Here is a 23,046-nt window from a genome sequence, read left to right as displayed (position 1 = left end):
ACGCACCTCCGTGTGCAGTCCGGGTGGGACCGGGCGCCGCGTGAGTCCTGAGTGGACGTAGCCGCCGCATCCCGCGCGAGTAAGCAGGACGCTACTGAGCTGGATGGTTGAGCGTCAAAGTATTCTCAGTAATGACCCGATAGCTCTGGTTTATCACCCACGGTGAAGTGCCACGGTTTGGGAGACTTTGTCGGATATCGCGAAAACTCAGGTGAGATAGCGCTGGAGCAGCGCGTCGAGCTCTGCTTGGAGGTCCACCTGGTGGGTGGTGTCCAGCAGGGCGCGGGCGAGCATCGGCTCGGGGTCGCGGTCGGCGAGGACCAGGCCGACCTGGTGGGTCTGGCGCGGTCGCTTGAGCGGCACGACCCGCAGTCCCTCCGGCACGCCGAACACATGCAGCCATGCGTGCGCGATGACGCTCGACCAGCGCTTGGTGCCGACGTGCGCGTAGATCGCGGAGACCGTGTCGGCCTCGACCGACGGTGTGACGGTGACCCCGGCCTCGGCGAAGTTGCGGTCGATGATGCGCCTGTTCTGCATCACCGAGGACAGCATGCAGAGCGGGGTGTCCGCGAGCTCGTCCCAGCCGACCGAGTCGTGGTGGGCGAACGGGCCGTCGGCGGGGGTGAGCAGCATGTAGCGCTCGCGGTAGAGCGGCACGACCCGGACCGTGCCGAGCGGCTCACCGTCCACATAGGTTATTCCGACGTCGAGGTCGAACTCCGCGAGCCGGTGCACGATCTCCCGCGAGGACAGCGACTCGACCGAGATCCGGACCTGCGGGTGCTGCTCGGACAGCGGCGTGGTGAGCAGCGAGGCGACGGTCAGCGCGGTGGGGATCGCGCCGATCCGCAGGACGCCGGACAGACCGCCGCGCATGCTGGCGAGCTCGTGGCGCATCGCGTCCTCCTCGGCGAGGATGCGGTGGGCCCAGAGCAGGACCTGCTTGCCCTCGGGGGTGAACCCCTCGAAGCGCTGGCCACGTTGGACGATCTGCACGTCGAGCTCGGCCTCGAGCTTGCGGATGGCGGCGGAGAGTGCGGGTTGGGAGACGTGGCAGGCTTCGGCGGCCCGCCCGAAGTGACCCTCGCGCGCCAGCGCGCTCAGGTACTCCAGTTGACGCAGCAACATGGCCAAGACTTACCCGGAAAGTCGCCGAAGGTAAAGGAGGTCCGCCACCGTGTCGGTCCACGGTTCGGTCCACGGCGTCGTCCTCGCGGTCCACGGCGGTGCCGGCTCGGTGCCGCGCGGCTCGGTCGGCCAGGAGCGGGAGCGCGCCTACCACGACGGGCTCACCGAGGCCCTGCGTGCCGGCTACCGCGTGCTCACCGAGGACGGGTCGAGCCTGGACGCGGTCGAGACCGCCGTACGGGTGCTCGAGGACGACCCGAGCTTCAACGCGGGCAGGGGCGCGGTGCTCAACGCCGACGCCGCGCACGAGCTGGACGCCTCGATCATGAACGGCCGGGATCTCCGCTCCGGCGCGGTTCTCGGCGTGCGCCACACGAGGAACCCGGTCTCCTTGGCACGGCTGGTGATGGATCGGTCGGACCACGTGATGCTGGCCGGCGCGGGTGCCGACGCCTTCGCGACGCGGAACGGCATGCCGCACACGGCGCAGGACTACTTCTTCACCCAGCGTCGGTGGGACGACCTCATGGACGCGAAGCGGCCAGGCGCCGCGTCGCGGGAGGGCGGCGGCACGGTCGGGGCGGTCGCGGTGGACCGCGCGGGCGACCTCGCCGCGGCGACCTCCACCGGCGGGATGACCAACATGCTGGGCGGCCGCGTGGGGGACTCGGCGATCGCCGGCGCCGGCACGTACGCCGACAACCGCACAGTCGCGGTCTCGTGCACCGGCGCGGGCGAGGGGTTCGTGCGTGCGGTGGCCGCCTACGACATCTGCGCCCTTATGGCCTACACCGGCGCACCGGTACGGCGTGCGGCGGCCGTGGTGATCAACGAGAAGATCCCCGCGCTCGGCGCCGCCGGCGGGGTCATCGCGCTGGACCCGCGGGGTGAGCTGGCCACCCCGCACAGCACCGCGGGCCTGGTCAACGGCTACGTCACCCGGGACGGCCGGGTCGTCGTCCGGGTGTACGACGACGAGACGCCTACTGCGTGATCCTGATCGGGTTGACGATGTCGGCCGTGACCGTGAGCAGCAGGACGGCTCCGCCGACCAGCACCAGGGCCATCGTCACCGTCGACAGGCGGGTGTAGTCCACCGGCGCGGCGGCCGACTCGCCCTTGCGCTCGCGCCGCCAGTTGCGGACGCGCTCGTACCACCAGACCGCCATGTGCCCGCCGTCCATCGGCAGCAGGGGCAGCAGGTTGAACACGCCCATGAAGAAGTTCAGCCCGGCCAGCAGGAGGAAGAACAGCTGCCACAGGCCTGCTTCGACCGCCTCGCCGCCGAGCCGGCTCGCGCCGACCACGCTGACCGGGGTGTTCGGGTCGCGCTCGGCGCCGAAGATCGAGCTGACGACGGCCGGGATGCGTTGCGGGAACTCGACCAGCCTGGTCGCGGTCTGGGCCAGCATGTCGCCGGAGAAGGACGCGGTGGCGCCGAACGCGGCGAGCGGGCCGTAGTCGAACGAGCGGGCGGCGGTCACCCCCGCGACACCGACCGAGGCGACCTCACTCGTGCCGTCGGCGGTGGTGACCGGGCGGTCCAGCCGCGGCACGTCCACGGTGAGCCGCAGCCGCTCGTCACCGCGCCGGACGTCGAACACCGTCGGGCCGCCGGCGTCGCGGACGGCGGCCACCATCGCGGTCCACGTCGGGGTGGCCCGGCCGCCGACGCCGACGATCTCGTCGCCGGGACGGATACCGGCGGCCTGCGCGGGGCCGACCTCGCCTGACGCGCAGGCCGGGTCGGACAGCTCCGCGGTGGTCCGCGCGTCGGCGACGCACGAGGAGACCGTCGCCACGACCGGCTTCTCGGCGAGGTTCGGCAGGCCGATCGACACGGCGACGAGGTACAGGATGAGGAAGGCGAGGAAGAAGTGGGTGATCGGGCCGGCGAGCATGACCGCGGTGCGCTTCCCCGTCTTGTACTTGTACATCGCCCGGCGCTCCTCGTCGGGCGTGAGCTCGTCGAGGGTGGTCATGCCGGCGATGTCGCAGAACCCGCCGATGGGCAGCGCCTTCAGGCCGTACTCGGTCTCGCCGCGGCGGAAGGAGAACACCGTCGGGCCCACCCCGACGAAGTACCGCCGCACCTTCATCCCGAAGGCCTTCGCGGTGAGCAGGTGCCCGGCCTCGTGCAACGAGAGCGACAGGCAGATGCCCAGCGCGAACAGCACCACACCGACGATGTACGCGACCACGCCAGCTTTCCCTCCGTTGCCAGTACCGCTCTGTTACCGGAGCCCGTAACGGACAGTGGCATCACCGAGGTGAAACCGGCGTTGCGTCAGTCCTCGTCGTCCGGTGGCTCGCCGCCACCACCGCCGCTCCCGCCCGTGACGGCGCCGCCACCGCCGCCACCGCCACCGCCCGCGCCGGCCCCGGCGGTCTCCTCCATCTCCTTCAGGTCGCGCTCGAGGTCCGCCACGTTGTCGGCGAAGCCGTCGACGACCCCCTGGATGCCGTCGACGGCCTCCGTGACGATCTGCTCGCCGTCCGAGGTCACGTCGACGCCCGCGACCACGGCGCCTGCGGCGTCCACATCCAGGTCGGCCCCGATCTCGATGATCGCGGTCGCCGCGCCGCCGAGGAGGTCGTCCACCTCGGTGCGCAGATTGTTCGCGGCGCCGACGAGCCCGACGAGCTCGGAGTGCTCCTTCTCGAGGGCGTCCGGCTCAGGTTGTCCACGAGGTCCTGCAGGCGCTGCAGGCGGGCGGTCAGGCCGGTGATCCGGCGGGCGGTGAGCCGCTCGAGGCCGGTGCCCAGGACCGCGGTCGCGGGGCCGAACGTGCCGTCCGGCAGGGTGGCGCCGCTGACCACGCCCAGCGCGGCGCCGACGATGCCGCGGCCGTCCGCGAGCCCGGCCGACACCGCGCGCACCCGGACCACGTCGACCCGGAATCCGTCTGTCGTCATGCCGGGAGCGTGCCCCCGGCAGCTTTCACGGCGCTTGCACGGTCAGGCGGCGAGGGTGTCCAGGATCTGCTGGCCGTACTTCGCGAGCTTGTTCTCGCCGACACCGCTGACCGAGCCCAGCGCCGCCAGCGTGGCGGGGGACTCGGTGGCGATCTGGCGCAGGGTGGCGTCGTGGAAGATCACGTAGGCGGGGACGCCCTGCTCCTTCGCGGTGGCGGCGCGCCACGAGCGCAGGCGCTCGAACACCGGCTTGGCCTCGTCGGGCAGCTCGGCCTGGGCGGCGGCCGCGGACTTGCGGCCGGAGGACCTGGTCGCGCGCTTCGGCTCGTGCCGGAGGCGGACCTCGCGCTTGCGGCCCAGCACGTCCGCGCTCGCGTCGGTGAGCACGAGCGTGCCGTGGTCGCCTTCCACGGTGAGCAGGCCCTGGGCCAGGAGCTGGCGCACGACGCCACGCCACTCGGGCTCGGACAGCTCGGCGCCGACGCCGAACACGGTGAGCGACTCGTGGTTGAACTGGGTGACCTTGGCCGTGGTGCGGCCGAGCAGGATGTCCACGACGTGGCCGACGCCGAACTTCTGCCGGCGCTCGCGGTCGAGCCGGAACACCGCGGACAGGACCTTCTGCGCCGCGACCGTGCCGTCCCACGACTCCGGCGGCGCCAGGCACGTGTCGCAGTTGCCGCACGGCTCGCCCTGCTGGCCGAAGTAGTTGAGCAGCTGGACCCGCCGGCACTCGACCGTCTCGCACAGCGCGAGCATCGCGTCGAGGTGCACGCCGAGCCGCCGCCGGTGCGCGTCGCCGCCCTCGGAGGTGGCGATCATCTTGCGCTGCTGCACGACGTCCTGCAGGCCGTAGGCCAGCCACGCGGTCGACGCGAGCCCGTCGCGGCCCGCGCGGCCGGTCTCCTGGTAGTAGCCCTCGACGGACTTGGGCAGGTCGAGGTGGGCGACGAACCGCACGTCCGGCTTGTCGATGCCCATGCCGAACGCGATCGTCGCGACGACCACCAGCCCGTCCTCGCGCAGGAACCGCGACTGGTTCGCCGCGCGGGTCCTGGCGTCGAGCCCCGCGTGGTAGGGAAGCGCCTCGATCCCGTTCTGGGTGAGGAAGGCCGCCGTGCGCTCGGTCGAGTTGCGGGACAGGCAGTAGACGATGCCGGCGTCGCCCTTGTGCTCGGTGGTCAGCAGCTCCAGCAGCTGCTGCTCGGGTCGGTTCTTCGCCACGATCCGGTACTGGATGTTGGGCCGGTCGAAGCTCGAGACGAACTGCCGCGCGTCGTCGAGGTTGAGCCGGGTGGCGATCTCCTTGCGGGTGGCCTCGGTGGCGGTGGCGGTGAGCGCGATGCGTGGCACCGTCGGCCAGCGCTCGTGCAACGCCGACAACGCGAGGTAGTCGGGCCGGAAGTCGTGGCCCCACTGGGCGACGCAGTGCGCCTCGTCGATGGCGAACAACGCGATGGTGCCCCGGTCGAGCAGCCGCAGCGTGGACTCGACCTTGAGCCGCTCCGGCGCGAGGTAGAGCAGGTCGAGGTCGCCGGCCAGGAACGCGGCCTCGACCTCGCGGCGCTGCTCGAAGTCCTGCGTGGAGTTGAGGAACCCCGCGCGCACGCCGAGCGCGGTGAGCGCGTCGACCTGGTCCTGCATCAGCGCGATGAGCGGCGAGACGACGATGCCGACGCCGTCCCGGACCAGCGCGGGGATCTGGTAGCACAGCGACTTGCCGCCGCCGGTGGGCATGAGCACCAGCGCGTCGCCGCCGCCGACCACGTGGTCGATGATCTCCTGCTGGTTCCCCCGGAACGCGTCGTAGCCGAACACGCGGCGCAACGTGTCGACGGTGGCCGGGGTCGCGGTGTCGGGGAGAGTCACGCGGGCGATTCTATGGGCGCGCACCGACGAGCCCGGGGAGCTGTCCACAGGCGGGTCAGGCGTGTCCGCCGACCGCCACCTCGCCGATGGTCAGCTCGGGCGAGCCCTCGAGGATCGTGCCGACCCGGTCGACCTGCGCGTCCAGCTCGGCGCGGCGCGCCTTCGTGAGGGTGCCGAACGGCTCGACCGTGATCCGGATGCGGCGGCCGGAGCGACGTGGGTGCCACAGTCCGCCGACCACGCCGTCGACGAGCAGCACCTGGAAGTTGCCGGCCGCGCGCTCGGCGGCGACGCCCGGGTAGAGCCGGTGCCGGTCGTTGCCGACGGCGTAGGCGTAGGTGTCGAAGTAGGGCAGCAGTCGCAGCCCGCGCGGCGGGTCGTCGGGCACGCCGGTGTCTCCCTTGCTCACCCAGGCAACCTCGCCCTCGACCTCCACCCGCGCCAGGTCGCTCCCGCTGTCCTCGAACACCTGCCGGGCCCACGCCGGCGGCGCGGCGAGCCAGTTCGCGAACCGTTCCGGGGTCGACGGGCCGAACGCGTGCAGGTGGTGCCGAAGCACGTCGGGCAGCGCGCCGGCGGCCGGCGCGAGGTCGGGCAGCCATCGGCGCGGGCTCGTGTAGGTGGTCCTGCGGCCGCGGTTGCGGCCGAAGCAGACCGCGCCACGCATCCCGGCGAGTGGCAGCACCTGGCGCCAGCGCGGCCACTTGCCCCGGAACGCCTCCATCACCGGGTCGCCCGCCCACGAGCCGCAGGCCGCGACGACCGCGTCGGACAGCTCGTCGACGGTCAGCTCGGCGTCGGGAAGACTGGTGACGGCGTGTTCGATCGCCTCGATCACCTGGTCGGCCTGCCCCTCGGTCATCCGCACGGCGGCCGGCATCGGGCTCGAGTGCGGCACCGCGGCCAGCGCGCCGGTCCACATCGGCAGGTCGCACGTGCGCAGCAGGTGCACGGTGCCTCGCGGGCCGAACGTCTTGACCAGGCTGCGCTCGGTCCACAGCGCGTGCCGGACCTCGGCCCGCGTGACGCCGTCGAGCCGCAGCCCGATCGACAGCTCCGCCGCCGACAGGACCTGCGCGTGCGTCCCGCCGACCGCCGCCGCCACATCGGCCGGCGTGCCGGCGAGCGGCGCCGCGAGCCCGTGCCGCGCGAGCCGGCGGGCACACACGTCGGCCCAGCTGAACGACGTCACGACCGGATCAGCCTGCCGCTCTGCACGTAGGACATGGCGTCGACGAACTCGGGACGGGTCGCGCGCTCGGTCATCTCGTCCGGGGTCGGCTCGGCCACCCGCTGCTGGATCCACCACAGGTTGCCCAACGGGTCGCGGACCCGGCCCACCTTGTCGCCCCAGAACAGCTCGGTCGGCTCGGTCACCGCCTCGGCGCCCGCGGCCCGCGCGCGTCGGTAGGTCTCCTCCGCGTCCTCCACGTGCAGACGCAGGACGCACGGCGTCGGCGGCCAGTCCGCCGGCGCGTCGAACAGCAGCACGACCGCGTCGCCGATCCGGGTCTCGGCGTGCCCGATGCTTCCGTCCTCGCTCTCCACCCGGGCGAGCTCCTGCCCGCCGAACGCGGCTCGGATGAACTCGAGCTCACTCGCGGTGTCCTTGCTGATCAGCCATGGGGTGACGGTCGTGTACCCGTCGGGGATCGTCTTCATGCCACCGACCGTAGAGGTCATATAGGTCAGGTCGTGACCTACTCGGCTGGCATCCTGGAACCCATGAGCGACCCCTCCGCCCGGCTGCTCGCGCTGCTGTCGTTGCTCCAGACGCCGCGCGAGTGGCCCGGCACCGAGCTGGCCCGGCGCCTGGAGGTCAGCCCGCGCACGGTCCGCCGGGACGTCGAGCGGCTGCGCGACCTCGGCTACCCGGTGCACGCCACGATGGGAGCGGAGGGCGGCTACCGCCTCACCGCCGGCGCCGCGATGCCACCGCTGCTGCTCGACGACGAGGAGGCGGTGGCGATCGCGGTCGGGCTGCGGGCGGCGGCGGGGCAGGCGGTGGTCGGCATCGAGGAGGCGTCGGTGCGGGCGCTGACCAAGCTCGAGCAGGTGCTGCCCGCGCGCCTGCGCTACCGGGTCGGCGCCCTGGGCGCGGCGACCGTGCCGCTGCCCGGCGACCAGCCGACCGTCGAGCCGGGGAGCCTGACCCTGCTGGCCGCGGCGATCGCCAACCACGAACGCGTCCGGTTCACCTACCGCACCGGCGACGGCGTGGAGAGCCGCCGGCTGGTCGAGCCGTTCCGGCTGGTGACCGCGGGCCGCCGCTGGTACCTGGTGGGTTTCGACACCGATCGCGACGACTGGCGGATCTACCGGGTGGACCGGCTGGCGTCGTTGCTCGCGACCGGCGCCAGGGCCACGTCGCGGGAGCTGCCGGAGAAGGACCCGGCCGCGTTCGTGACGTCGAAGCTGTACTCGTTGGCGCCGACCTACCGCGCGGTGGCCACGCTGCACCTGCCGGCGGTGCCCGCGCACCTCGGTGGGGAGAGCACACCGCTCGACGGCGGGCGGTGCCGGTGGGAGAGTGCCTCCGACACGCTCGAGTGGCTCGCGTTCCGGCTGCTCACGCTGGGCTGCGAGGTCGAGGTGCACGAGCCGCCCGAGCTGGTCGCCCATCTGCGCGCGGTCGCAGATCGCGCACACCGAGCCGCAGTCGGAAAAAGAGTGACATGAGCGAGCCAATGTCCCCGTGAGTGGACCGGGAGCAGGCCATGAACCTGCGAGCGGAGCGAGCCAATCCAACACTGTGAGTGGGCCGCCGGTGTCTGGACTGACGAGCAGCGGAGTGAGGAACGAACGAGCAGCGCAGGAGGGAAGACACCGGGTGAAGGCCCACTCACCGGCGAGCGGAGCGAGCCAAACCAACACAGGGCTAGGTTGACCGCGACCAGAAGAGGTTATGACTGTGCAATTCATGATCATCCGCAGGGCGGACGAGGACACCGAGGCGGGTGTGCCGGCCAGCACGGAGCTGTTCGAGGCCATGACGAAGTACAACGAGGAGCTGGTGAAGGCCGGCGTGATGCTCGACGGGGCCGGCCTGCAGCCCAGCGTGAAGGGCGCGAAGGTCCGGTTCACCGGTGGGAGGCCGACGGTGATCGACGGGCCGTTCACCGAGGCCAAAGAGCTGATCGCGGGCTACACGATGATCGAGGTGGACTCCCTCGCCGACGCGATCGAGTGGGTCAAGAAGTGGCCGAAGCTCGACGGCGGCGGCAACGTCAAGATCGAGATCCGCCAGGTCGCCGGCCCGGAGGACTACGGCGACGAGTTCACCCCGGAGCTTCGGGAGCGCGAGGAAAAGCTGTTCGCCGAGCTCCGCGAGAAGAACTGAGCAGAGGGGAGACGGCACGATGCGGTTCATGATCATGGTCAAGGGCGGCGAGGACTACGAGGCCGGTGAGATGGCCGACGAGGAGGTGCTCACCGCGATGGGTCGGTACAACGAGGAGCTGGTCAAGGCGGGCGTGATGCTCGACGGCAACGGCCTGCTGCCGACCGCCAAGGGCGCCCTCGTCTCGTTCTCCGGCGGCGAGCCGACGGTCGTCGACGGCCCGTTCGCCGAGGCCAAGGAGGTGGTCGGGGGCTACTGGGTGTTCGAGGTCAAGTCCCGCGAGGAGGCCATCGAGTGGGTCAAGCGGATCCCGTCGGACCCGAGCGTCGAGTCCGTCATCGAGATCCGGCAGTTCTTCGAGGGCGACGACTTCGGTGAGACCTTCACCGACGAGATCCGCGAGCGGACCGAGCGGATGCAGGCGACGGTGACCGAGCGGCGTCACAGCTGATCCGGGTTGCCGCGGGTTCGGCCGAGCTGCTCTGATGACCCCGTGGCGACGTTGGAAGCTCACCGGACCATCGACGCGGTCTGGCGGATCGAGTCGGCCCGGCTGATCGCCGGGCTCACCCGGATGGTGCACGACGTCGGCCTCGCCGAGGAGCTGGCGCAGGACGCGCTGGTGGCGGCGCTGGAGCAGTGGCCGGAGTCGGGCGTCCCGGACAACCCGGGCGCCTGGCTCATGGCTATCGCCAAGCGGCGGGCCATCGACCAGTTCCGCAGGCGGGAGACGCTGGAGCGCAAGGTCGTCGAGATCGGCCGGGACCTCGAGACCCAGGAGGGGCCCTCGGCCGAGCCGGACTTCGACGCCATCGACAGCAACATCAGCGACGACATGCTGCGGCTGGTGTTCATCTCCTGCCACCCGGTGCTCTCGACCGAGGCGCGGGTGGCGCTGACGCTGCGCCTGCTCGGCGGGCTCACCACCGAGGAGATCGCGCGGGCGTTCCTGGTGCCGGAGTCGACGATCGCGCAGCGGATCGTGCGGGCGAAGCGAACCCTGGCGCGGAAGAAGATCCCGTTCGAGGTCCCGTCCGGCGACGAGCTCACCTCGCGGCTGTCGTCCGTGCTCGAGGTCGTCTACCTGGTGTTCAACGAGGGCTACTCGGCCATCGGCGGGTCGGACTGGATGCGCCCGACGCTGTGTGAGGACGCGTTGCGGCTGGGCAGGATCCTCGCCGAGCTGGTCCCGAAGGAGCGCGAGGTGCACGGGCTGGTCTCGCTGATGGAGATCCAGGCGTCCCGCGCGCGGGCCCGGCTGGGACCCGACGGCGAGCCGGTGCTGCTGTTCGACCAGGACCGCGCGCGGTGGGACCGCTTGCTGATCCGCCGCGGCCTCGCGGCGCTGGCGCGGGCCGAGGCGCTGGCGGGGTCGGCCGGGCCGTACGAGCTGCAGGCGGCGATCGCGGCGTGCCACGCGCGGGCGCGGGTGCCGGAGGAGACGGACTGGGCGCGGATCGCGGCCCGGTACGCGCGGCTGGTGCAGCAGGTGCCGTCGCCGGTGATCGAGCTGAACCAGGAGCCGTCGCTGAAGAACTACCACCTGCTGCCGAGCGTGCGCGGTGACCTGCTGGCGAAGCTGGACCGGCACGCCGAGGCGCGCGAGGAGTTCAGCCGGGCCGCCGGCCTGACCCGCAACGAGCGGGAGCGGGCCCTGCTCCTCGCCCGCGCGCAGGAGTGCGCCACACCCCCTGAACGTGCCGACCAACGTAAGCTCAGGGGACCGTGACGCCACCCAGCCACCACCCACCGGGGGTCCGCACCGTCCGCTGGAGCGCAACCAACACTTTGAATCCCGGGGAGGCGGCATGGCGCCGGGCATGAAGGACGTGGCCGCGCTCGCGGGCGTGTCCGTCGGCACGGTGTCCAATGTGCTCAACCGGCCGCACCTGGTCAGCGAGGCGACCCGGTGCCGGGTCCAGTCGGCGATCGACGAGCTCGGGTTCGTGCGCAACGAGACCGCGCGCCAGCTGCGCGCCGGGCGGAGCCGGACCATCGCCTACGTCGTGATGGACGCGGCCAACCCGTTCTTCAACGACGTCGCCCGCGGGGTCGAGGACGCCGCCCGTGCCGAGGGCATCGCGGTGTACCTCTGCAACAGCAACCAGGACGCCGCCCGCGAGCGCGAGTACCTCGAGCGGCTGCGCGAGCAGCGGGTACAGGGCGTGCTGATCACCCCGATCGACCCGCGCGGGGAGCGGCTCGCGGAGATGCCCGGGCGCGGCACGCCGGTCGTGCTGGTCGACTGCCAGGCACCGGATCCCACGTGGTGCTCGGTCGCGGTGGACGACGTGCTCGGCGGCGAGCTCGCGGTGACCCACCTGCTGGAGGCGGGCCACGAGCGGATCGCGTTCGTCGGTGGGCCGCGGTCGGTGCCGCAGGTGCGCGACCGGTACCGGGGCGCGCAGCGGGCGCTCGCCGTCGCCGGCCGCCCGTCGTCGGCGCTCGTGCTGCTGGAGACCCTGGCCCTGCAGGTCGCCGAGGGCAGGCGGGCGGGGGAGCGGCTGGCCGGTTTGCCCTCGGCCGCCCGGCCGACGGCCGCGTTCTGCGCCAACGACCTGCTGGCGCTCGGGCTGCTGCAGGCGATGACCCGGCTCGGGATGTCCGTGCCGGCGGACCTGGCGGTGGTCGGCTACGACGACATCGAGTTCGCCGAGGCGGCCGCCGTGCCGCTGACGTCGGTGCGCCAGCCGCGGGAGCTGCTCGGCCGGACCGCGGCGCGGCTGCTGTTCGACGAGGCATCGGGAGGCACGGGGCACGTGCACGAGCAGGTGCGGTTCCGGCCGGAGCTGGTGGTCCGCGCGTCGACCCGGGTGCGGCGGTAGAGCCTTGACACCGCTCCGAGCCCGACAGCATGCTGACGCACGATGGTTGAATCGTTAAAGTCGGCATCCGTCGAGGTCGGGGCGCTCGTGCGGGTCGCCGCAGCCGACCTTGGCGCGGCGAGCGGGCGGGTGATGCTGGGCGAGGTCGGCGCCGGACGGCTCGACCTGACCGAGGTCCACCGGTTCCCGAACCGGCCGGTGCGCACCCGGGGAACCCTGCACTGGGACATCCTAGGCCTGTACCGGGAGATGCTCGACGGCCTGCGCGCCGCGGGCGACCTCGACGGCATCGGGATCGACTCCTGGGCCGTCGACTACGGGCTGCTCGACGCGGACGGCGCGCTGCTCGGCAACCCCGTGCACTACCGCGACGCGCGCACCGAAGACGCCGCCCGCACCCTGCGGGACCTCGGAGAGGCCGAGCTGTACGCCACCACCGGGCTGCAGTTCCTGCCGTTCAACACGATCCACCAGCTGGTGGCCGAGCGGGCCGGCGCGCGGCTGGGGGTGGCGCGCCGCCTCCTGCTGGTGCCGGACCTGCTGGCGTACTGGCTGACCGGCGAGGCCGGCGCCGAGCTCACCAACGCGTCGACCACCCAGCTGCTGGACGTCCACAAGCGACAGTGGGCGACCGGGCTCGTGGAACGGATCGGTGTCGACCCCGCGCTGCTGCCGCCATTGCGCGAGCCCGGCACGGTCATCGGCCCGGCCACCGAACTGAACGGCACCTCGGTGATCGCGGTCGGCTCGCACGACACCGCCTCGGCCGTCGTCGGGGTGCCGGCCGAGGGCGAGCGGTTCGCCTACATCTCCTGCGGCACCTGGTCCCTCGTCGGGGTCGAGCTGGCGGCGCCGGTGCTCTCCGAGGACAGCAGGCGGGCCAACTTCACCAACGAGCTCGGCGTCGACGGCACGGTCCGCTACCTGCGCAACGTGATGGGCCTGTGGCTGCTGCAGGAGTGCCTGCGCGCCTGGCCGGACGCCGACCAGGCCGCGCTGCTCGCCGGGGCCGCGACCCTGCCGGCCCGGTCCGTGATCGACCCCGACGACCCGGTGTTCCTGCCGCCCGGTGACATGCCGGGCCGGATAGCGGACGCGTGCCGCCGCGCGGACCGGCCGGTGCCGGCGACCCGCGCGGAGACCGTCCGGTGCATTGTGGACAGTCTCGCGCTCGCCCACCGGGACGCCGTCCGGCGGGCACAGGCGCTGTCCGGACGTGCGGTCGACATCGTGCACGTCGTCGGCGGCGGCGCGCGGAACACGTTGCTGTGCCAGCTGACCGCCGACGCCTGCGGCCTGCCGGTGGTCGCCGGCCCGGTCGAAGCCACCGCGCTCGGCAGCGTGCTGGTGCAGGCCCGTGCGCTCGGCGCGGTCGACGGTGGCCTCGCCGAGCTGCGGGCCCTGGTCCGCGCGACCCAGGAGACGACCCGCTACGAGCCCGGCGGGTACACCCTCACCCGGTCGATCACGTAGACCGCTGGTCGCGAACGTTGGACTCGCGGGTCGCGAACGTTGGACTCGCGGGTCGGGACGGGTCTGGCTCAGGGCAGGCGCAGGCACGCGTCGGTGAGCCCGAGCTCGTCGACGATCGTCCGGTACTCCCTCCGGCGTGCGGCCGCCTCCGCGTCCTCGCCGAGCGCGGCGTGGGCGAGCGCCAGCCGGGCCAGCAGCCGCGCCTCCTCCAGCGGTGTGGTCAGCTGCCGCCAGATCGCGAGCGCCTGGCCCAGCGGCTCGATGCTCTCGGCCGCCGCGCCGCGGGCGAGCGCGAGCTCACCGCGGGAGCGCAGCGCCTCGGCGATCCCGTCCTTGTTGTTGAGCGACTCGAACGTCGGCAGCGCCCGGTCGAGGCGCTCCTCCGCGGCCGCCCAGTCGCCGCGCCTGATGTCGATGTCCGCGCGGGTCTGGTCGACGTAGGTGGTGTGCAGGTCGTCACCGAGCTCGCGGGTGATCTCCTCGGCCTCGTCGAGCGCGACCACGGCGTCGTCGAGGCGGCCGGCGTCGATGAGCGTGTACGCGTAGATGATCAGGTTCAGTGCGGTCAGCCGGGGGTTGTCGGTGGCTCGGCGCACCTCGAGCGCCCGCTCGACCAGCGGCACGGCCGGCGCCGGGGCGCCCCGGTCGCGGTCCACCTCGGCGCGGTTGATGAGCAGCGACGCGAGCACGGTGCCCGGGTCGCCCGGCTCGACGGCCGCGAGCGCCTCGTCGAACATGCGGGCTGCCTCGTCGAGCCTGCCGAGGCGCCGCTTCGCCAGACCCGCGTGCAGCAGCGAGCGGACGAACCGGGTGTGGTCGCCGAGCGCTCGGGCCAGCTCCAGCGCCTCGGTCGCCACCGATGCCATGTCCGCGCTCCTGGCGCGCTGTGCGTACACCCCGAACAACGCCTGCAACACCTTGAGCAGCAACGGTTCCTGGCCGTGCGCCCGCAGCGCGGCGGCGGCCACCCGCAGCGCCAGCTCGCGCTCGTCGTCGTAGGCGCGCAGGGTGAGGAAGCCGGCCACCCGCAGCGCCAGCTCGCCCGCCAGCTCCGCGTGTCCCTCCGCGGCCGCCTGCTCGATGGCCGTCGACAGGCTCTGCCGCTCGCCCTCCAGCCACTCCCGCGGCCGCTCGCGGGCCGGTCCCGCCGGCACCCGCGCGGCGACCTCGGCCAGGCCCGCGCTGTAGATCGTGTGGTGCTCGGCGCGTTGGTCGGCCTCGCCGGCGAGCGCGAGCCAGCCCGACAGCATGCGGGACACCGCCTGGCTGCGGTCCTCCTCGGGCTCCTCGGCGGTGGCGCGCTCCACGGCGAAGTCGCGGATCAGGTCGTGCAGCCGGTACCGCGACTGGCCGACCGCGTCGCGCCCTGCCGGCTCGATCAGGTGCACCTCGACGAGCCGGTCGAGCATCCGCCCCACCCGCCCGATGGCCGGCCCGCCGACCAGCTCCTGGGCCACCCAGGCCGGCCAGTTGGTGGCGTGCACCAGCCCGAGCCTGCGCAGCAGCCTGCGCAGGTCCGGGTCGAGTGCCTGGTAGCTCAGCTCGATGCTGGCCCGCACGTTCAGGTCGCCGACCGCGAGCTCGTCGAGCCGGCCCCACTGCTGGGCGAGCCGGCTGCGGAAGTCGTCGAGTGTCCACTCGGGATGGACGGCGAGCCGGGCCGCGGCCACGCAGACCGCGAGCGGCAGGCTCCCGCACAGCCGCACGACCTCCGCGGCGGCGGCGGGCTCGGCGGCCGCGCGCTCGGCGCCGATCACCGCGGCGAGCAGCGCCACCGCGTCGTCCTCGGCCAGCACCGGGATCGACCAGCGGGCCGCGCCGACGAGCGCGCCGAGCTGCCACCGGGATGTCACCAGCACCCGTGAGCTCGTCGTGGTCGGCAGCAGCGGGCGTACCTGCTGCTCGCCGCTCGCGTCGTCGAGCACCACCAGCATCCGCCGCTCGGCGAGCAGGCTCCGGTAGACCGAGACCCGCTCGTCGCGGTCGTCGGGCAGGTTGGGCGCGTCGACGCCGAGCGTGCGCAGCAGCCTGCCGAGCACGGTGTGCGGGTCGGCGGGCTGGTCGTGGGTGCCGCGCAGGTCGGCGAAGAGCTGACCGTCCGGGAACGACTCGGCGAGCCGGTGCGCGGCCGCGAGCGCCAGCGTCGTCTTGCCGACCCCGCCCGGCCCGACCAGCACCCGGACCAGGCCCGCGGTCTCGTCCTCCCGGGTCAGCTCGGCGCAGATCTCGCCGATCAGCTTGTCCCGCCCGGTGAGCACGGAGGTGGCCGCGGGCAGCTGGCGTGGCGTGGGCCGCCCGCCCAGGTTGGTGCCCTCGCCGCGCAGGATCCGCCGTTCCAGCTCGCGCAGCGGCGCACCGGGCTCGACGCCGAGGTCGTCGGAGAGCCTGCGGTAGAGCGTCCGGTAGGCGGCGAGTGCGTCGGCCCGCCTGCCGGACGCGGCCAGCGCCGACATCCGCAGCTCGTGCAGCCGCTCCCGGTACGGGTGCTCGGCGAGCAGCGGGTCGACCTCGCGCAGCACGTCGTCGAACCGGTCGAGGGTGAACTGCGCGTCGAGCCGCACCTCGGCGGCGACCAGCCGCTCCTCGTGCAGCACCTGCCGGATCGGCTCGGCGAGCTCGTCGGCGACGTCGGCGAGCGCGGGCCCGCGCCACAGCGCGAGCGCGTCGGCCAGCAGGTCGGCGGCGCCGGCCGGGTCGCCAGCGGCGCTCGCCCGCCGGCCGGCCGCCACCAGTTCGCGGAACCGCAGCACGTCCAGCTCGTGGGTGCCGAGCCGCAGCTCGTAGCCGGTGGCCCGGGTGAGGATCAGCTCGTCGTCCGCGGTGTCGCCGTAGCTGCGCAGCCGCCGGCGCATGCTGCTGATCATGTTGTGCACCTGGGCCCTGGCGGTGCTGGGCGGGTCGTCCCACAGCGCGTCGACGAGCCGGTCGAGCGAGGTCAGCCGGCCCTCGTTGAGCAGCAGCGTGGCCAGCACGAAGCGCTCCCGGCCGCTGCCGGCCGGCACCGCCTCGCCGCCCCGCCGGGCTACCACCGGTCCCAGAAGCCCGAACTCCACCAGGAAAGTCTGACAGAGCTACCTACCTGCCGTGTCCAGCCGGGTGATCTCGTCGGCCGACAGCGTGAGGTCCGTCGCTTCGACCGAGTCGAGGATCGTCTCGGGACGGGACGAACCGGGAATCGGGACCATCACCGGAGACTTCGCCAGCATCCAGGCGAGGCAGACCCGCTGCGGACTGACCCCGTGCGCCCCGGCGACCTCCGTGAACGGCGCGAACCGCGAGCCGAGCTCGCCTGCCCGGGTGATGCCGCCGAACGGGCTCCACGGCAGGAACGCGATGCCGAGCTCGGTGCACAGGTCGAGCTCGGCATCGCTGGAGCGGTACGCCGGCGAGAACTGGTTCTGCACGCTGGCCAGCCGGCCGCCGAGGATGTCGTTGGCGAGCCGGATCCGGTCCGGGTTCGCGTTGGAGATGCCGGCCATCCGGATCTTGCCGGCGTCGAGCAGGTCGCGGATGGCGCCCACCGAGTCGGCGTAGTCGACCTTCGGGTCCGGGCGGTGGAACTGGTAGAGCCCGATCGCGTCGACGCCGAGGCGCTTGAGCGAGGCGTCGCAGGCCTGCTTGAGGTACGCGGGCGAGCCGTCGAGCGTCCACGAGCCGTCGCCGGGGCGCAGGTGCCCGCCCTTGGTGGCGACCAGCACGTCGGAGGTGTCGCCGCCGTGGCTCGCGATGGCCCGGGCGATCAGCGTCTCGTTGTGCCCGACCTCGTTCGCGTGCAAGTGGTAGGCGTCGGCGGTGTCGAACAACGTCACGCCGGCGTCGAGTGCGGCGTGGACCGCCGCGACGGACCGCTTCTCGTCCGGCCTGCCCTCGATCGACATGGGCATGCCGCCGAGCCCGATGGCGCTGACCTGCCTGTCGCCGATGCGGCGAGTCTGCATGGTGCTCCCTTCGCTGCCTGCTGTCTGCGCCGCCCAGTCTTCGCGTCCGCGATTAAGCTGTCCAACAGAAGATTCCGATCGTGTTGAGCACTCAGGGTGATGAATCATGGAGTTGCGGCAGCTGAGGTACTTCGTCGCGGTGGCTGAGGATTTTCTACTTCATACTCGGTGTCATGAGGGGCTGTGACGGCATCCCGATCCCGCTGCGGGTGCTCCCGGCGAGATCAACGGGGATCGTCGGGCCTGGTCGGCGGGGTGCTGGTCTGGGGGCGGTTCGCGCTGGTCATGGGGTTACGCTGAGTGCGGGAGCAGTGACCGTCGCGGAGAGCTGATGGGGTGGGTCCGGGATGAGCGGGAAGGGCAGGCCAGGAGCGGCGGGGCGACTGGGACGCACATGCGGGTGCGGCACGCGGTTAGCCGCGTCGAACCCCGGCATCCGTTGCGGCCCCTGCGAACGCGACCGGATAGTGGGCCTCGACGACCCTCCGATACTGCCGTTCGATTTCTGGACCGCTGACCGGTTCCGCGACCCGTTCGCGTCACGGAACATGGGCTACGTACTGCGCGCGTACCGCACCGACCAACGCCACCGGGAAATGTACGGAGAGAACGGCATCACGCAAGCCCGGTTGGCGCGCTGGCTCAAATCAAGCCAGGCAGACCTGAGCAATATCGAGAACGGTCGCAGAAAACTCGACTCGTTGAGCAAGAACATTGAGTACGCGCAAATAATCGGGATACCCCCCGAACTTCTGTGGTTCGACCTGCCAATCGAGCACGAACCAGCAGAAGGCGACGCGGACCGGGCCGAACTGGCGGTACTGCGCCAAAGCGCGGGCCTGACCCAGGAAGAATTCGCGGAAAGGCTGAGAGTCAGCCGCTCAACCGTCATTCGATGGGAAGCGGGCGAGACCACGCCACAACCTCACCAATGGCCCAAAATAGCCAAGGTTCTCGGGGTCGCACGTCTCCGACTCGCCGAGGTGCTCACCCGCGCCAGCAAGAAACCGGCAACCAGCAACGAGATAGAACCCAACCCATTTGCCCTTCCGCAAGATTCATCTGCAATCAAGGGCGACAACGAAATCGAACGCCGTAGTCTACTCGCGGCTACAGGGGCAGCGGCATTAGAAGTGACGTTGACTTCTTCTCACATGCGAACCCTGCAAGCGCTTGAGATAGTTACAGCAGATAGCGGGGACTCCTTGGGTGTCGCTATCGATTTCCTGAATGAACTAGTGCCGCATTACTCACATTCATTGGCTACGTCGACTCCTGATGTCATATATGGAGACCTGCTCCAGTGTAGGCATTACTCCAGCAAACTGCTCCAAAGTGGCGCTTTGCCGAGGTCGCAGAGAGCGGAACTGACTGTAAGTTCCGGATGGCTTTCCAATCTTCTCGCGGTCACGACCAGTTACATGGGCGACCACAGTTCCGCTTTAATCTGGTGCATGGACGCAGAGCGTCGCAGTAAAGAATCCGGGAATAAAGATATAGCCGCATGGGCGGTGTTTACCAGGACAATGATCGCCTACTATCAAGGCGACATGAGTCGAACGATAGAAGTCGCTAAGACTGGACTGCAGATAGCGCCAATGGGCTCTGTGGCACGCGCAAAATTGTTGTCGCATGCGATGCGTGCATATGCAACACAGGGCAATGCAGAAGACATGATCACGGCAAAACGCGAGGCGACAAAAGCTATAGCCGATCTACCTTCGACCATGCCTCGAAAGGGTGTATTTTCAATAGCGCTTTCAGCGGAGCCGCCCTACACCGCGACTTCACTATTGCTTTCAGGTCGCTTCAAGGAGGCTTCCGCGGTCACTAGAGAAGTCCTTCGTGATGCGTATTCTCCTGATCAACCTAATCAATCAGCTAAATCGTCGAACTACGCCCGTACCCTTCTCATACTCGGCCTTTCCGAGGCCGGCCTTGGCAACGTCGACGAGGCGACGTCGACTGGCCGGTCAGCGCTTGATACCGACAACTTGGTGTGGCCCACGTTAGTGCTGGCGGGCAAACTAGATAGGGCCTTGAGGCGCAAAGGTAAAGCCAACTCGACAACCGTCGAATATCACAACATGTATCACGATGCCCTCGCTGAATATCGCACTTTAAGCGTCGCATCAAAACCCCTAGGAACATTGTGACCGAAAACGCCTACACTCCGGAACAACTAACGGCGATCACAGAGTACGTCGATGTGACCACATCGACACCCCCGGAGGCGACTGCTCTTTTCATTTTTGGCACCAATCAAGTCCTCCCCGTGGATATAGCCATAGATCGCCACCTGAAGGGCTTAGCACCTTTAATCATCACTACCGGTGGCGTGAATCGACACAATGGGGTCGTCGAAGGTCGCGAATTCCGTCGCCAGTTAATCGAGCGCGGCGCTGATGCTGATTGCATACGGTGCGAAGACCAATCAACGAACACCTGGGAGAACGTAGAGTTCTCCTTGCCGTATTTGCGTGAGGCTCTATCAATGCGCCTTCCCATTACTGTCATCTGCAAGTGGTATCACCGTCGCGCCATTCAATGCCTGCGCACACTACTGCCCGAAGCCGAAGCAATATACGCTATTACTTTTGAACCCGTATATTCAAACGTTCCCATCACGCGCACAAACTGGATGGATCACCCTGACGGTAAGCGGCGAGTTATCCGCGAGTGGCAAGAGGTAGAGCGTCGCGTGGCTGACGGTAGCTACCTCGAAATGACGCACGCCGGAGACGCCTGGCGTTGACCTCCCCCAGGGAGGAGGGGGAGGGAGAGCACGGCGGGGTAGGTAGTCCGTGATTTCGGGGGTTCTCGGGGGTGTTGTCGGGCGGGTCCCTGGCCTCCCTAGGGTCCCTGTCATCGGAGTTTGCGCTGGTCAGCAGGGGGAAGAGAGGACAGGGAGGGCTACAGGGAGAACTCCCTGCCTCCCTGATGGTCCCTGCCTGCCTCCCTCTCTACATGCGACCCGACACCCCCCGTTCCCAAGTGTTCGCACGGTACGCGAGAACTTCGGTACGGTTTTCTACATATCCGCAGGTAGAGGGCAACTTACGAAATGCGTTAGGAAGGTCGCAGTTGTCACCGAGGAGCGACACTTCACCCGGGCGGCCAAGCTGCTGCACGTGGCGCAGTCGGGGCTCTCGGCGTCGATCCGGTCGCTGGAGCGTGAGCTCGGCGCGTCGCTGTTCCGGCGCAACACCCGCCAGGTCCAGCTGACCGCGGCCGGCCAGGCGCTGCTGGCCGAGGCCCGCCGGGCGCTGGCCGCCACCGACGCGGCGCGGGACGCGGTGGTCGCGGTGCAGGGGTTGCTCCAGGGAAGCCTCGCGATCGGAACCTTGCAGTGCCCTGCACGCCGTGCACCTGCCGAACCTGCTCGCGGGCTTCCTCGCCACCCACCCGGGCCTGGAGATCCGGCTGCGGCACGGCGGTTCCGCCGACGCCATGCCCTGAACGCGTCGTTGGGGACGCTGAACGTCCTGGGCGCGTCGTTCAGGGCATGCGGCCGGGACTGGTGGGGCTAACGGCCGGCCAGCTGCTCGATCACCAGCAGCAGGGCCGAGTGGTCGAGGTCGCCGTGACCCTGGGCCTTCGCGGCGGCCATCAGCTGGGTCACGGTCGACGCGAGCGGAGTGACGACGCCTGCCGCGCGGGCCGCGTCGGCCACGATGCCCAGGTCCTTGTGGTGCAGGTCGACGCGGAAGCTCGGCGCGAACTCGTGGTTCAGCATCGCCGGCGCCTTGCGGTCGAGGATCGTGCTCCCGGCCAGGCCGCCGCCGATCACCTCGATCGCGGGGCCGAGGTCGACGCCGTGCGCGGCGAGGAACACCACCGCCTCGGCGAGCAGGCCGAGGTTGCCGGCCGTGATCAGCTGGTTCGCCGCCTTCACCGTCTGCCCGGAGCCGGCGGGCCCGACGTGAACGATCGTCGCCCCCATCGCCTCCAGGATCGGGCGCGCGGCCGCGAAGTCCGCCGGGTCGCCGCCGACCATGATCGACAGCCGGCCGTCGACCGCGCCCTGCTCCCCACCGCTGACCGGGGCGTCCAGCGCGCGCAGCCCCGCCTTGGCGGCCTCCTCGGCGACCGAGCGCGCGGTCGCGGGGGCCACGGTGCTCATGTCGATCAGCAGCGCGTCCTTGCCCGCGGCGGCCAGCACGCCGCCGTCCCCCAGCACCACGGCCTCGACGTCGGGGGAGTCGGGCAGCATGGTGATCACGACCTCGGCGCCGCGCACCGCCTCGGCGACCGTGCCGGCCGCGGTGCCGCCGGCCTCCGCCAGGTTCTCGGCCTTGGCCCGCGTGCGGTTGTAGCCGGCCACCTCGTGCCCTGCGCGCACGAGGTTGGCGGCCATGGGCAGGCCCATGATGCCGAGTCCGATGAACGCGATGCGGGTCACTGGTCCTCCTCGTGATCGATGCGGTGGTCGATGTCGTGGTCGGCGGACCGTTCGGACGCTACCGGCTCTACTGTCCGTGGACGCGTTCAGCGAGTTGGAGCCCACAGCCCCTCATCCGGGCGTACCGGGGGTACGTACGGTAGGCGGCGTACGTTGACGGTTTGCGGAAATAGGCAAACAATGCCCGTACTGGGTGACCCGTCGTCGACGGGTGATGAAACTGGGGATGGGGAGATCGGGCATGGCCAACGCGAGATCCGGCCGTTCCGCCGCACGTTTGCCAGAACCGGTCAACAAGATCACGCCATATCAGCGACTGAAGGAAGCGATTCGGGCGGGCGATCTCATACCGGGGCAACAACTGGTGGAGTCGGTGCTGGCGGAGTGGTGCGAGGTGAGTCGCACGCCGATCCGGGAGGCGCTGTCGAAGCTGCAGCACGACGGGCTGGTCGAGCGCAACGACCGTGGCCTGGTGGTTCGCGAGCGCACTCCCGAGGAAGTGCTCGACATCTACTAGACCAGGATCGCGCTGGAGGGGACGGCGGCGCGGATGGCCGCCGAGCGGCGCAACTCGCACGACCTGATCTTGCTCCGCAGAGCGATGGGCCGGTTGGACGCGGTGACCACGGACGACATCGACGCGATGGTCCGCGGTAACCGGCAGTTCCACACCGCGGTGTGGCGTGCCAGCCACAACATGTCGCTGATCGACCTGCTCGAACGCCTTGACCTGCACCTTGTCCGCTACCCGGCCTCGACCCTGGGGACGCCGGGCCGCTGGGAGCGGTCCAACGGGCACCACCGCGCAATTGTGGAGGCCATCGAGGCGCGGGACGGCGACGGCGCGGAGAAGTACGCGGTCACTCACTTCACCGAGGCACGCGACATCCGGCTCTCGCTGTTCGACGAGTCGATCTGAGCCAATCCGAGAATTGGTCCGAATTTCGCACTCGGAAATGGTGCGAATGATAGGGGTGTCGCGTTCGTCCAATCGGGCGAATGGCCGGCGCTGGGTAGCTGTTCAGCCTTGGTGGCGTGATTACACGGCGGTGATGTCGGGGGTGAGGGCAGGCGGGAGCCACGCACCGGTGGTGAACAGGCGCGTCATCGCGTCAAGCGTGTCCAGACCCCACTTGGTTGCGGTGGACAGGT

The 23,046-nt window shown here is 70.5% G+C and carries 22 protein-coding genes; 12 read left to right on the top strand and 10 right to left on the bottom strand.

Annotated elements, in window-relative coordinates:
- Positions 1–207: 207 nt before the first annotated feature.
- Positions 208–1,131: a LysR family transcriptional regulator gene (locus GEV28_RS21335; RefSeq protein ID WP_291413876.1), complete on the bottom strand. Its 924-nt coding sequence runs from the start codon at positions 1,129–1,131 to the stop codon at positions 208–210.
- A 49-nt stretch (positions 1,132–1,180) separates the two neighbouring features.
- Between GEV28_RS21335 and GEV28_RS21330 the strand changes: the two genes are divergently transcribed.
- Positions 1,181–2,125, top strand: coding sequence for an isoaspartyl peptidase/L-asparaginase family protein (locus GEV28_RS21330; protein ID WP_291413875.1), 945 nt, complete (start codon positions 1,181–1,183; stop codon positions 2,123–2,125).
- On the opposite strand, the gene GEV28_RS21325 is transcribed toward GEV28_RS21330, so the two are convergent.
- The 6 genes from GEV28_RS21325 to GEV28_RS21300 form a co-directional block, all read right to left on the bottom strand.
- The gene (locus tag GEV28_RS21325; RefSeq protein WP_291413874.1) at positions 2,115–3,332 is read right to left on the bottom strand and encodes an RIP metalloprotease; all 1,218 of its coding nucleotides are present in this window, start codon (positions 3,330–3,332) and stop codon (positions 2,115–2,117) included. The two genes, GEV28_RS21330 and GEV28_RS21325, sit on opposite strands and share 11 nt — an antisense overlap.
- A gap of 86 nt (positions 3,333–3,418) precedes the next feature.
- The gene (locus GEV28_RS21320) at positions 3,419–3,655 is read right to left on the bottom strand and encodes a hypothetical protein (protein ID WP_291413873.1); all 237 of its coding nucleotides are present in this window, start codon (positions 3,653–3,655) and stop codon (positions 3,419–3,421) included.
- Positions 3,634–4,047 carry a hypothetical protein gene (locus tag GEV28_RS21315; protein WP_291413872.1) on the bottom strand — a complete coding sequence of 138 codons (414 nt, stop codon included), beginning with the start codon at positions 4,045–4,047 and terminating at the stop codon, positions 3,634–3,636. The genes GEV28_RS21320 and GEV28_RS21315 overlap by 22 nt, the downstream gene beginning before the upstream one ends.
- A gap of 42 nt (positions 4,048–4,089) precedes the next feature.
- Positions 4,090–5,916 (bottom strand): DNA helicase RecQ, encoded by a 1,827-nt coding sequence (recQ, locus tag GEV28_RS21310; RefSeq protein ID WP_291413871.1) that lies wholly within the window; start codon positions 5,914–5,916, stop codon positions 4,090–4,092.
- Between the two features lie 55 nt (positions 5,917–5,971).
- Complete coding sequence (locus tag GEV28_RS21305) at positions 5,972–7,108, bottom strand: winged helix DNA-binding domain-containing protein (RefSeq protein ID WP_291413870.1); 1,137 nt, start codon at positions 7,106–7,108, stop codon at positions 5,972–5,974.
- A complete protein-coding gene (locus GEV28_RS21300) occupies positions 7,105–7,578 on the bottom strand; it encodes a VOC family protein (RefSeq protein WP_291413869.1) in 474 nt (157 codons plus the stop codon). The genes GEV28_RS21305 and GEV28_RS21300 overlap by 4 nt, the downstream gene beginning before the upstream one ends.
- Before the next feature lie 63 nt (positions 7,579–7,641).
- On the opposite strand from GEV28_RS21300, the gene GEV28_RS21295 reads away from it, so the two are divergent.
- The 6 genes from GEV28_RS21295 to GEV28_RS21270 all read left to right on the top strand — a co-directional run bounded on the left by GEV28_RS21295 (position 7,642) and on the right by GEV28_RS21270 (position 13,554).
- Positions 7,642–8,595, top strand: coding sequence for a YafY family protein (locus tag GEV28_RS21295; protein ID WP_291413868.1), 954 nt, complete (start codon positions 7,642–7,644; stop codon positions 8,593–8,595).
- Between the two features lie 241 nt (positions 8,596–8,836).
- On the top strand, positions 8,837–9,256 hold the full coding sequence (locus GEV28_RS21290) for a YciI family protein (protein ID WP_367115152.1): 420 nt from the start codon (positions 8,837–8,839) through the stop codon (positions 9,254–9,256).
- Positions 9,257–9,275: 19 nt separating this feature from the next.
- Positions 9,276–9,707, top strand: a complete 432-nt coding sequence (locus GEV28_RS21285) for a YciI family protein (RefSeq protein ID WP_291413867.1) — start codon at positions 9,276–9,278, stop codon at positions 9,705–9,707.
- A gap of 42 nt (positions 9,708–9,749) precedes the next feature.
- Complete coding sequence (locus tag GEV28_RS21280; protein WP_291413866.1) at positions 9,750–10,985, top strand: sigma-70 family RNA polymerase sigma factor; 1,236 nt, start codon at positions 9,750–9,752, stop codon at positions 10,983–10,985.
- Between the two features lie 79 nt (positions 10,986–11,064).
- Positions 11,065–12,081 carry a LacI family DNA-binding transcriptional regulator gene (locus tag GEV28_RS21275; protein ID WP_291413865.1) on the top strand — a complete coding sequence of 339 codons (1,017 nt, stop codon included), beginning with the start codon at positions 11,065–11,067 and terminating at the stop codon, positions 12,079–12,081.
- A gap of 42 nt (positions 12,082–12,123) precedes the next feature.
- Positions 12,124–13,554 carry a rhamnulokinase family protein gene (locus GEV28_RS21270; protein WP_291413864.1) on the top strand — a complete coding sequence of 477 codons (1,431 nt, stop codon included), beginning with the start codon at positions 12,124–12,126 and terminating at the stop codon, positions 13,552–13,554.
- Positions 13,555–13,622: 68 nt separating this feature from the next.
- Here the strand turns inward: GEV28_RS21270 and GEV28_RS21265 are convergent, their stop codons facing one another.
- Positions 13,623–16,607: a BTAD domain-containing putative transcriptional regulator gene (locus GEV28_RS21265; RefSeq protein ID WP_291413863.1), complete on the bottom strand. Its 2,985-nt coding sequence runs from the start codon at positions 16,605–16,607 to the stop codon at positions 13,623–13,625.
- Between the two features lie 18 nt (positions 16,608–16,625).
- Positions 16,626–17,492, bottom strand: coding sequence for an aldo/keto reductase (locus tag GEV28_RS21260; RefSeq protein WP_291413862.1), 867 nt, complete (start codon positions 17,490–17,492; stop codon positions 16,626–16,628).
- A gap of 548 nt (positions 17,493–18,040) precedes the next feature.
- On the opposite strand from GEV28_RS21260, the gene GEV28_RS21255 reads away from it, so the two are divergent.
- The 3 genes from GEV28_RS21255 (at position 18,041) to GEV28_RS21245 (ending at position 21,022) form a co-directional block, all read left to right on the top strand.
- Positions 18,041–19,648 (top strand): helix-turn-helix transcriptional regulator, encoded by a 1,608-nt coding sequence (locus GEV28_RS21255; protein WP_291413861.1) that lies wholly within the window; start codon positions 18,041–18,043, stop codon positions 19,646–19,648.
- Positions 19,645–20,247: a YdcF family protein gene (locus GEV28_RS21250; protein ID WP_291413860.1), complete on the top strand. Its 603-nt coding sequence runs from the start codon at positions 19,645–19,647 to the stop codon at positions 20,245–20,247. Before GEV28_RS21255 ends, GEV28_RS21250 begins: the two co-directional genes overlap by 4 nt.
- Positions 20,248–20,623: 376 nt before the next feature.
- Positions 20,624–21,022 carry a LysR family transcriptional regulator gene (locus tag GEV28_RS21245; protein ID WP_291413859.1) on the top strand — a complete coding sequence of 133 codons (399 nt, stop codon included), beginning with the start codon at positions 20,624–20,626 and terminating at the stop codon, positions 21,020–21,022.
- On the opposite strand, the gene GEV28_RS21240 is transcribed toward GEV28_RS21245, so the two are convergent.
- Entirely contained in the window at positions 21,019–21,894 is an 876-nt protein-coding gene (locus tag GEV28_RS21240; RefSeq protein ID WP_291413858.1) for a 2-hydroxy-3-oxopropionate reductase, read from the bottom strand. The two genes, GEV28_RS21245 and GEV28_RS21240, sit on opposite strands and share 4 nt — an antisense overlap.
- A 241-nt stretch (positions 21,895–22,135) precedes the next feature.
- Here GEV28_RS21240 and GEV28_RS21235 point away from each other — a divergent pair, with 241 nt between their 5' ends.
- Both GEV28_RS21235 and GEV28_RS21230 read left to right on the top strand, forming a co-directional pair.
- On the top strand, positions 22,136–22,411 hold the full coding sequence (locus tag GEV28_RS21235) for a GntR family transcriptional regulator (protein WP_291413857.1): 276 nt from the start codon (positions 22,136–22,138) through the stop codon (positions 22,409–22,411).
- Between the two features lie 6 nt (positions 22,412–22,417).
- Positions 22,418–22,813 (top strand): GntR family transcriptional regulator, encoded by a 396-nt coding sequence (locus GEV28_RS21230; protein ID WP_367115155.1) that lies wholly within the window; start codon positions 22,418–22,420, stop codon positions 22,811–22,813.
- The last annotated feature ends 233 nt before the right edge of the window (positions 22,814–23,046 follow it).

It is taken from the genome of Actinophytocola sp. (assembly GCF_009379765.1).
Taxonomy (GTDB): Bacteria; Actinomycetota; Actinomycetes; order Mycobacteriales; family Pseudonocardiaceae; genus Actinophytocola.
This window is presented reverse-complemented; position numbering and strand designations above follow the sequence as displayed.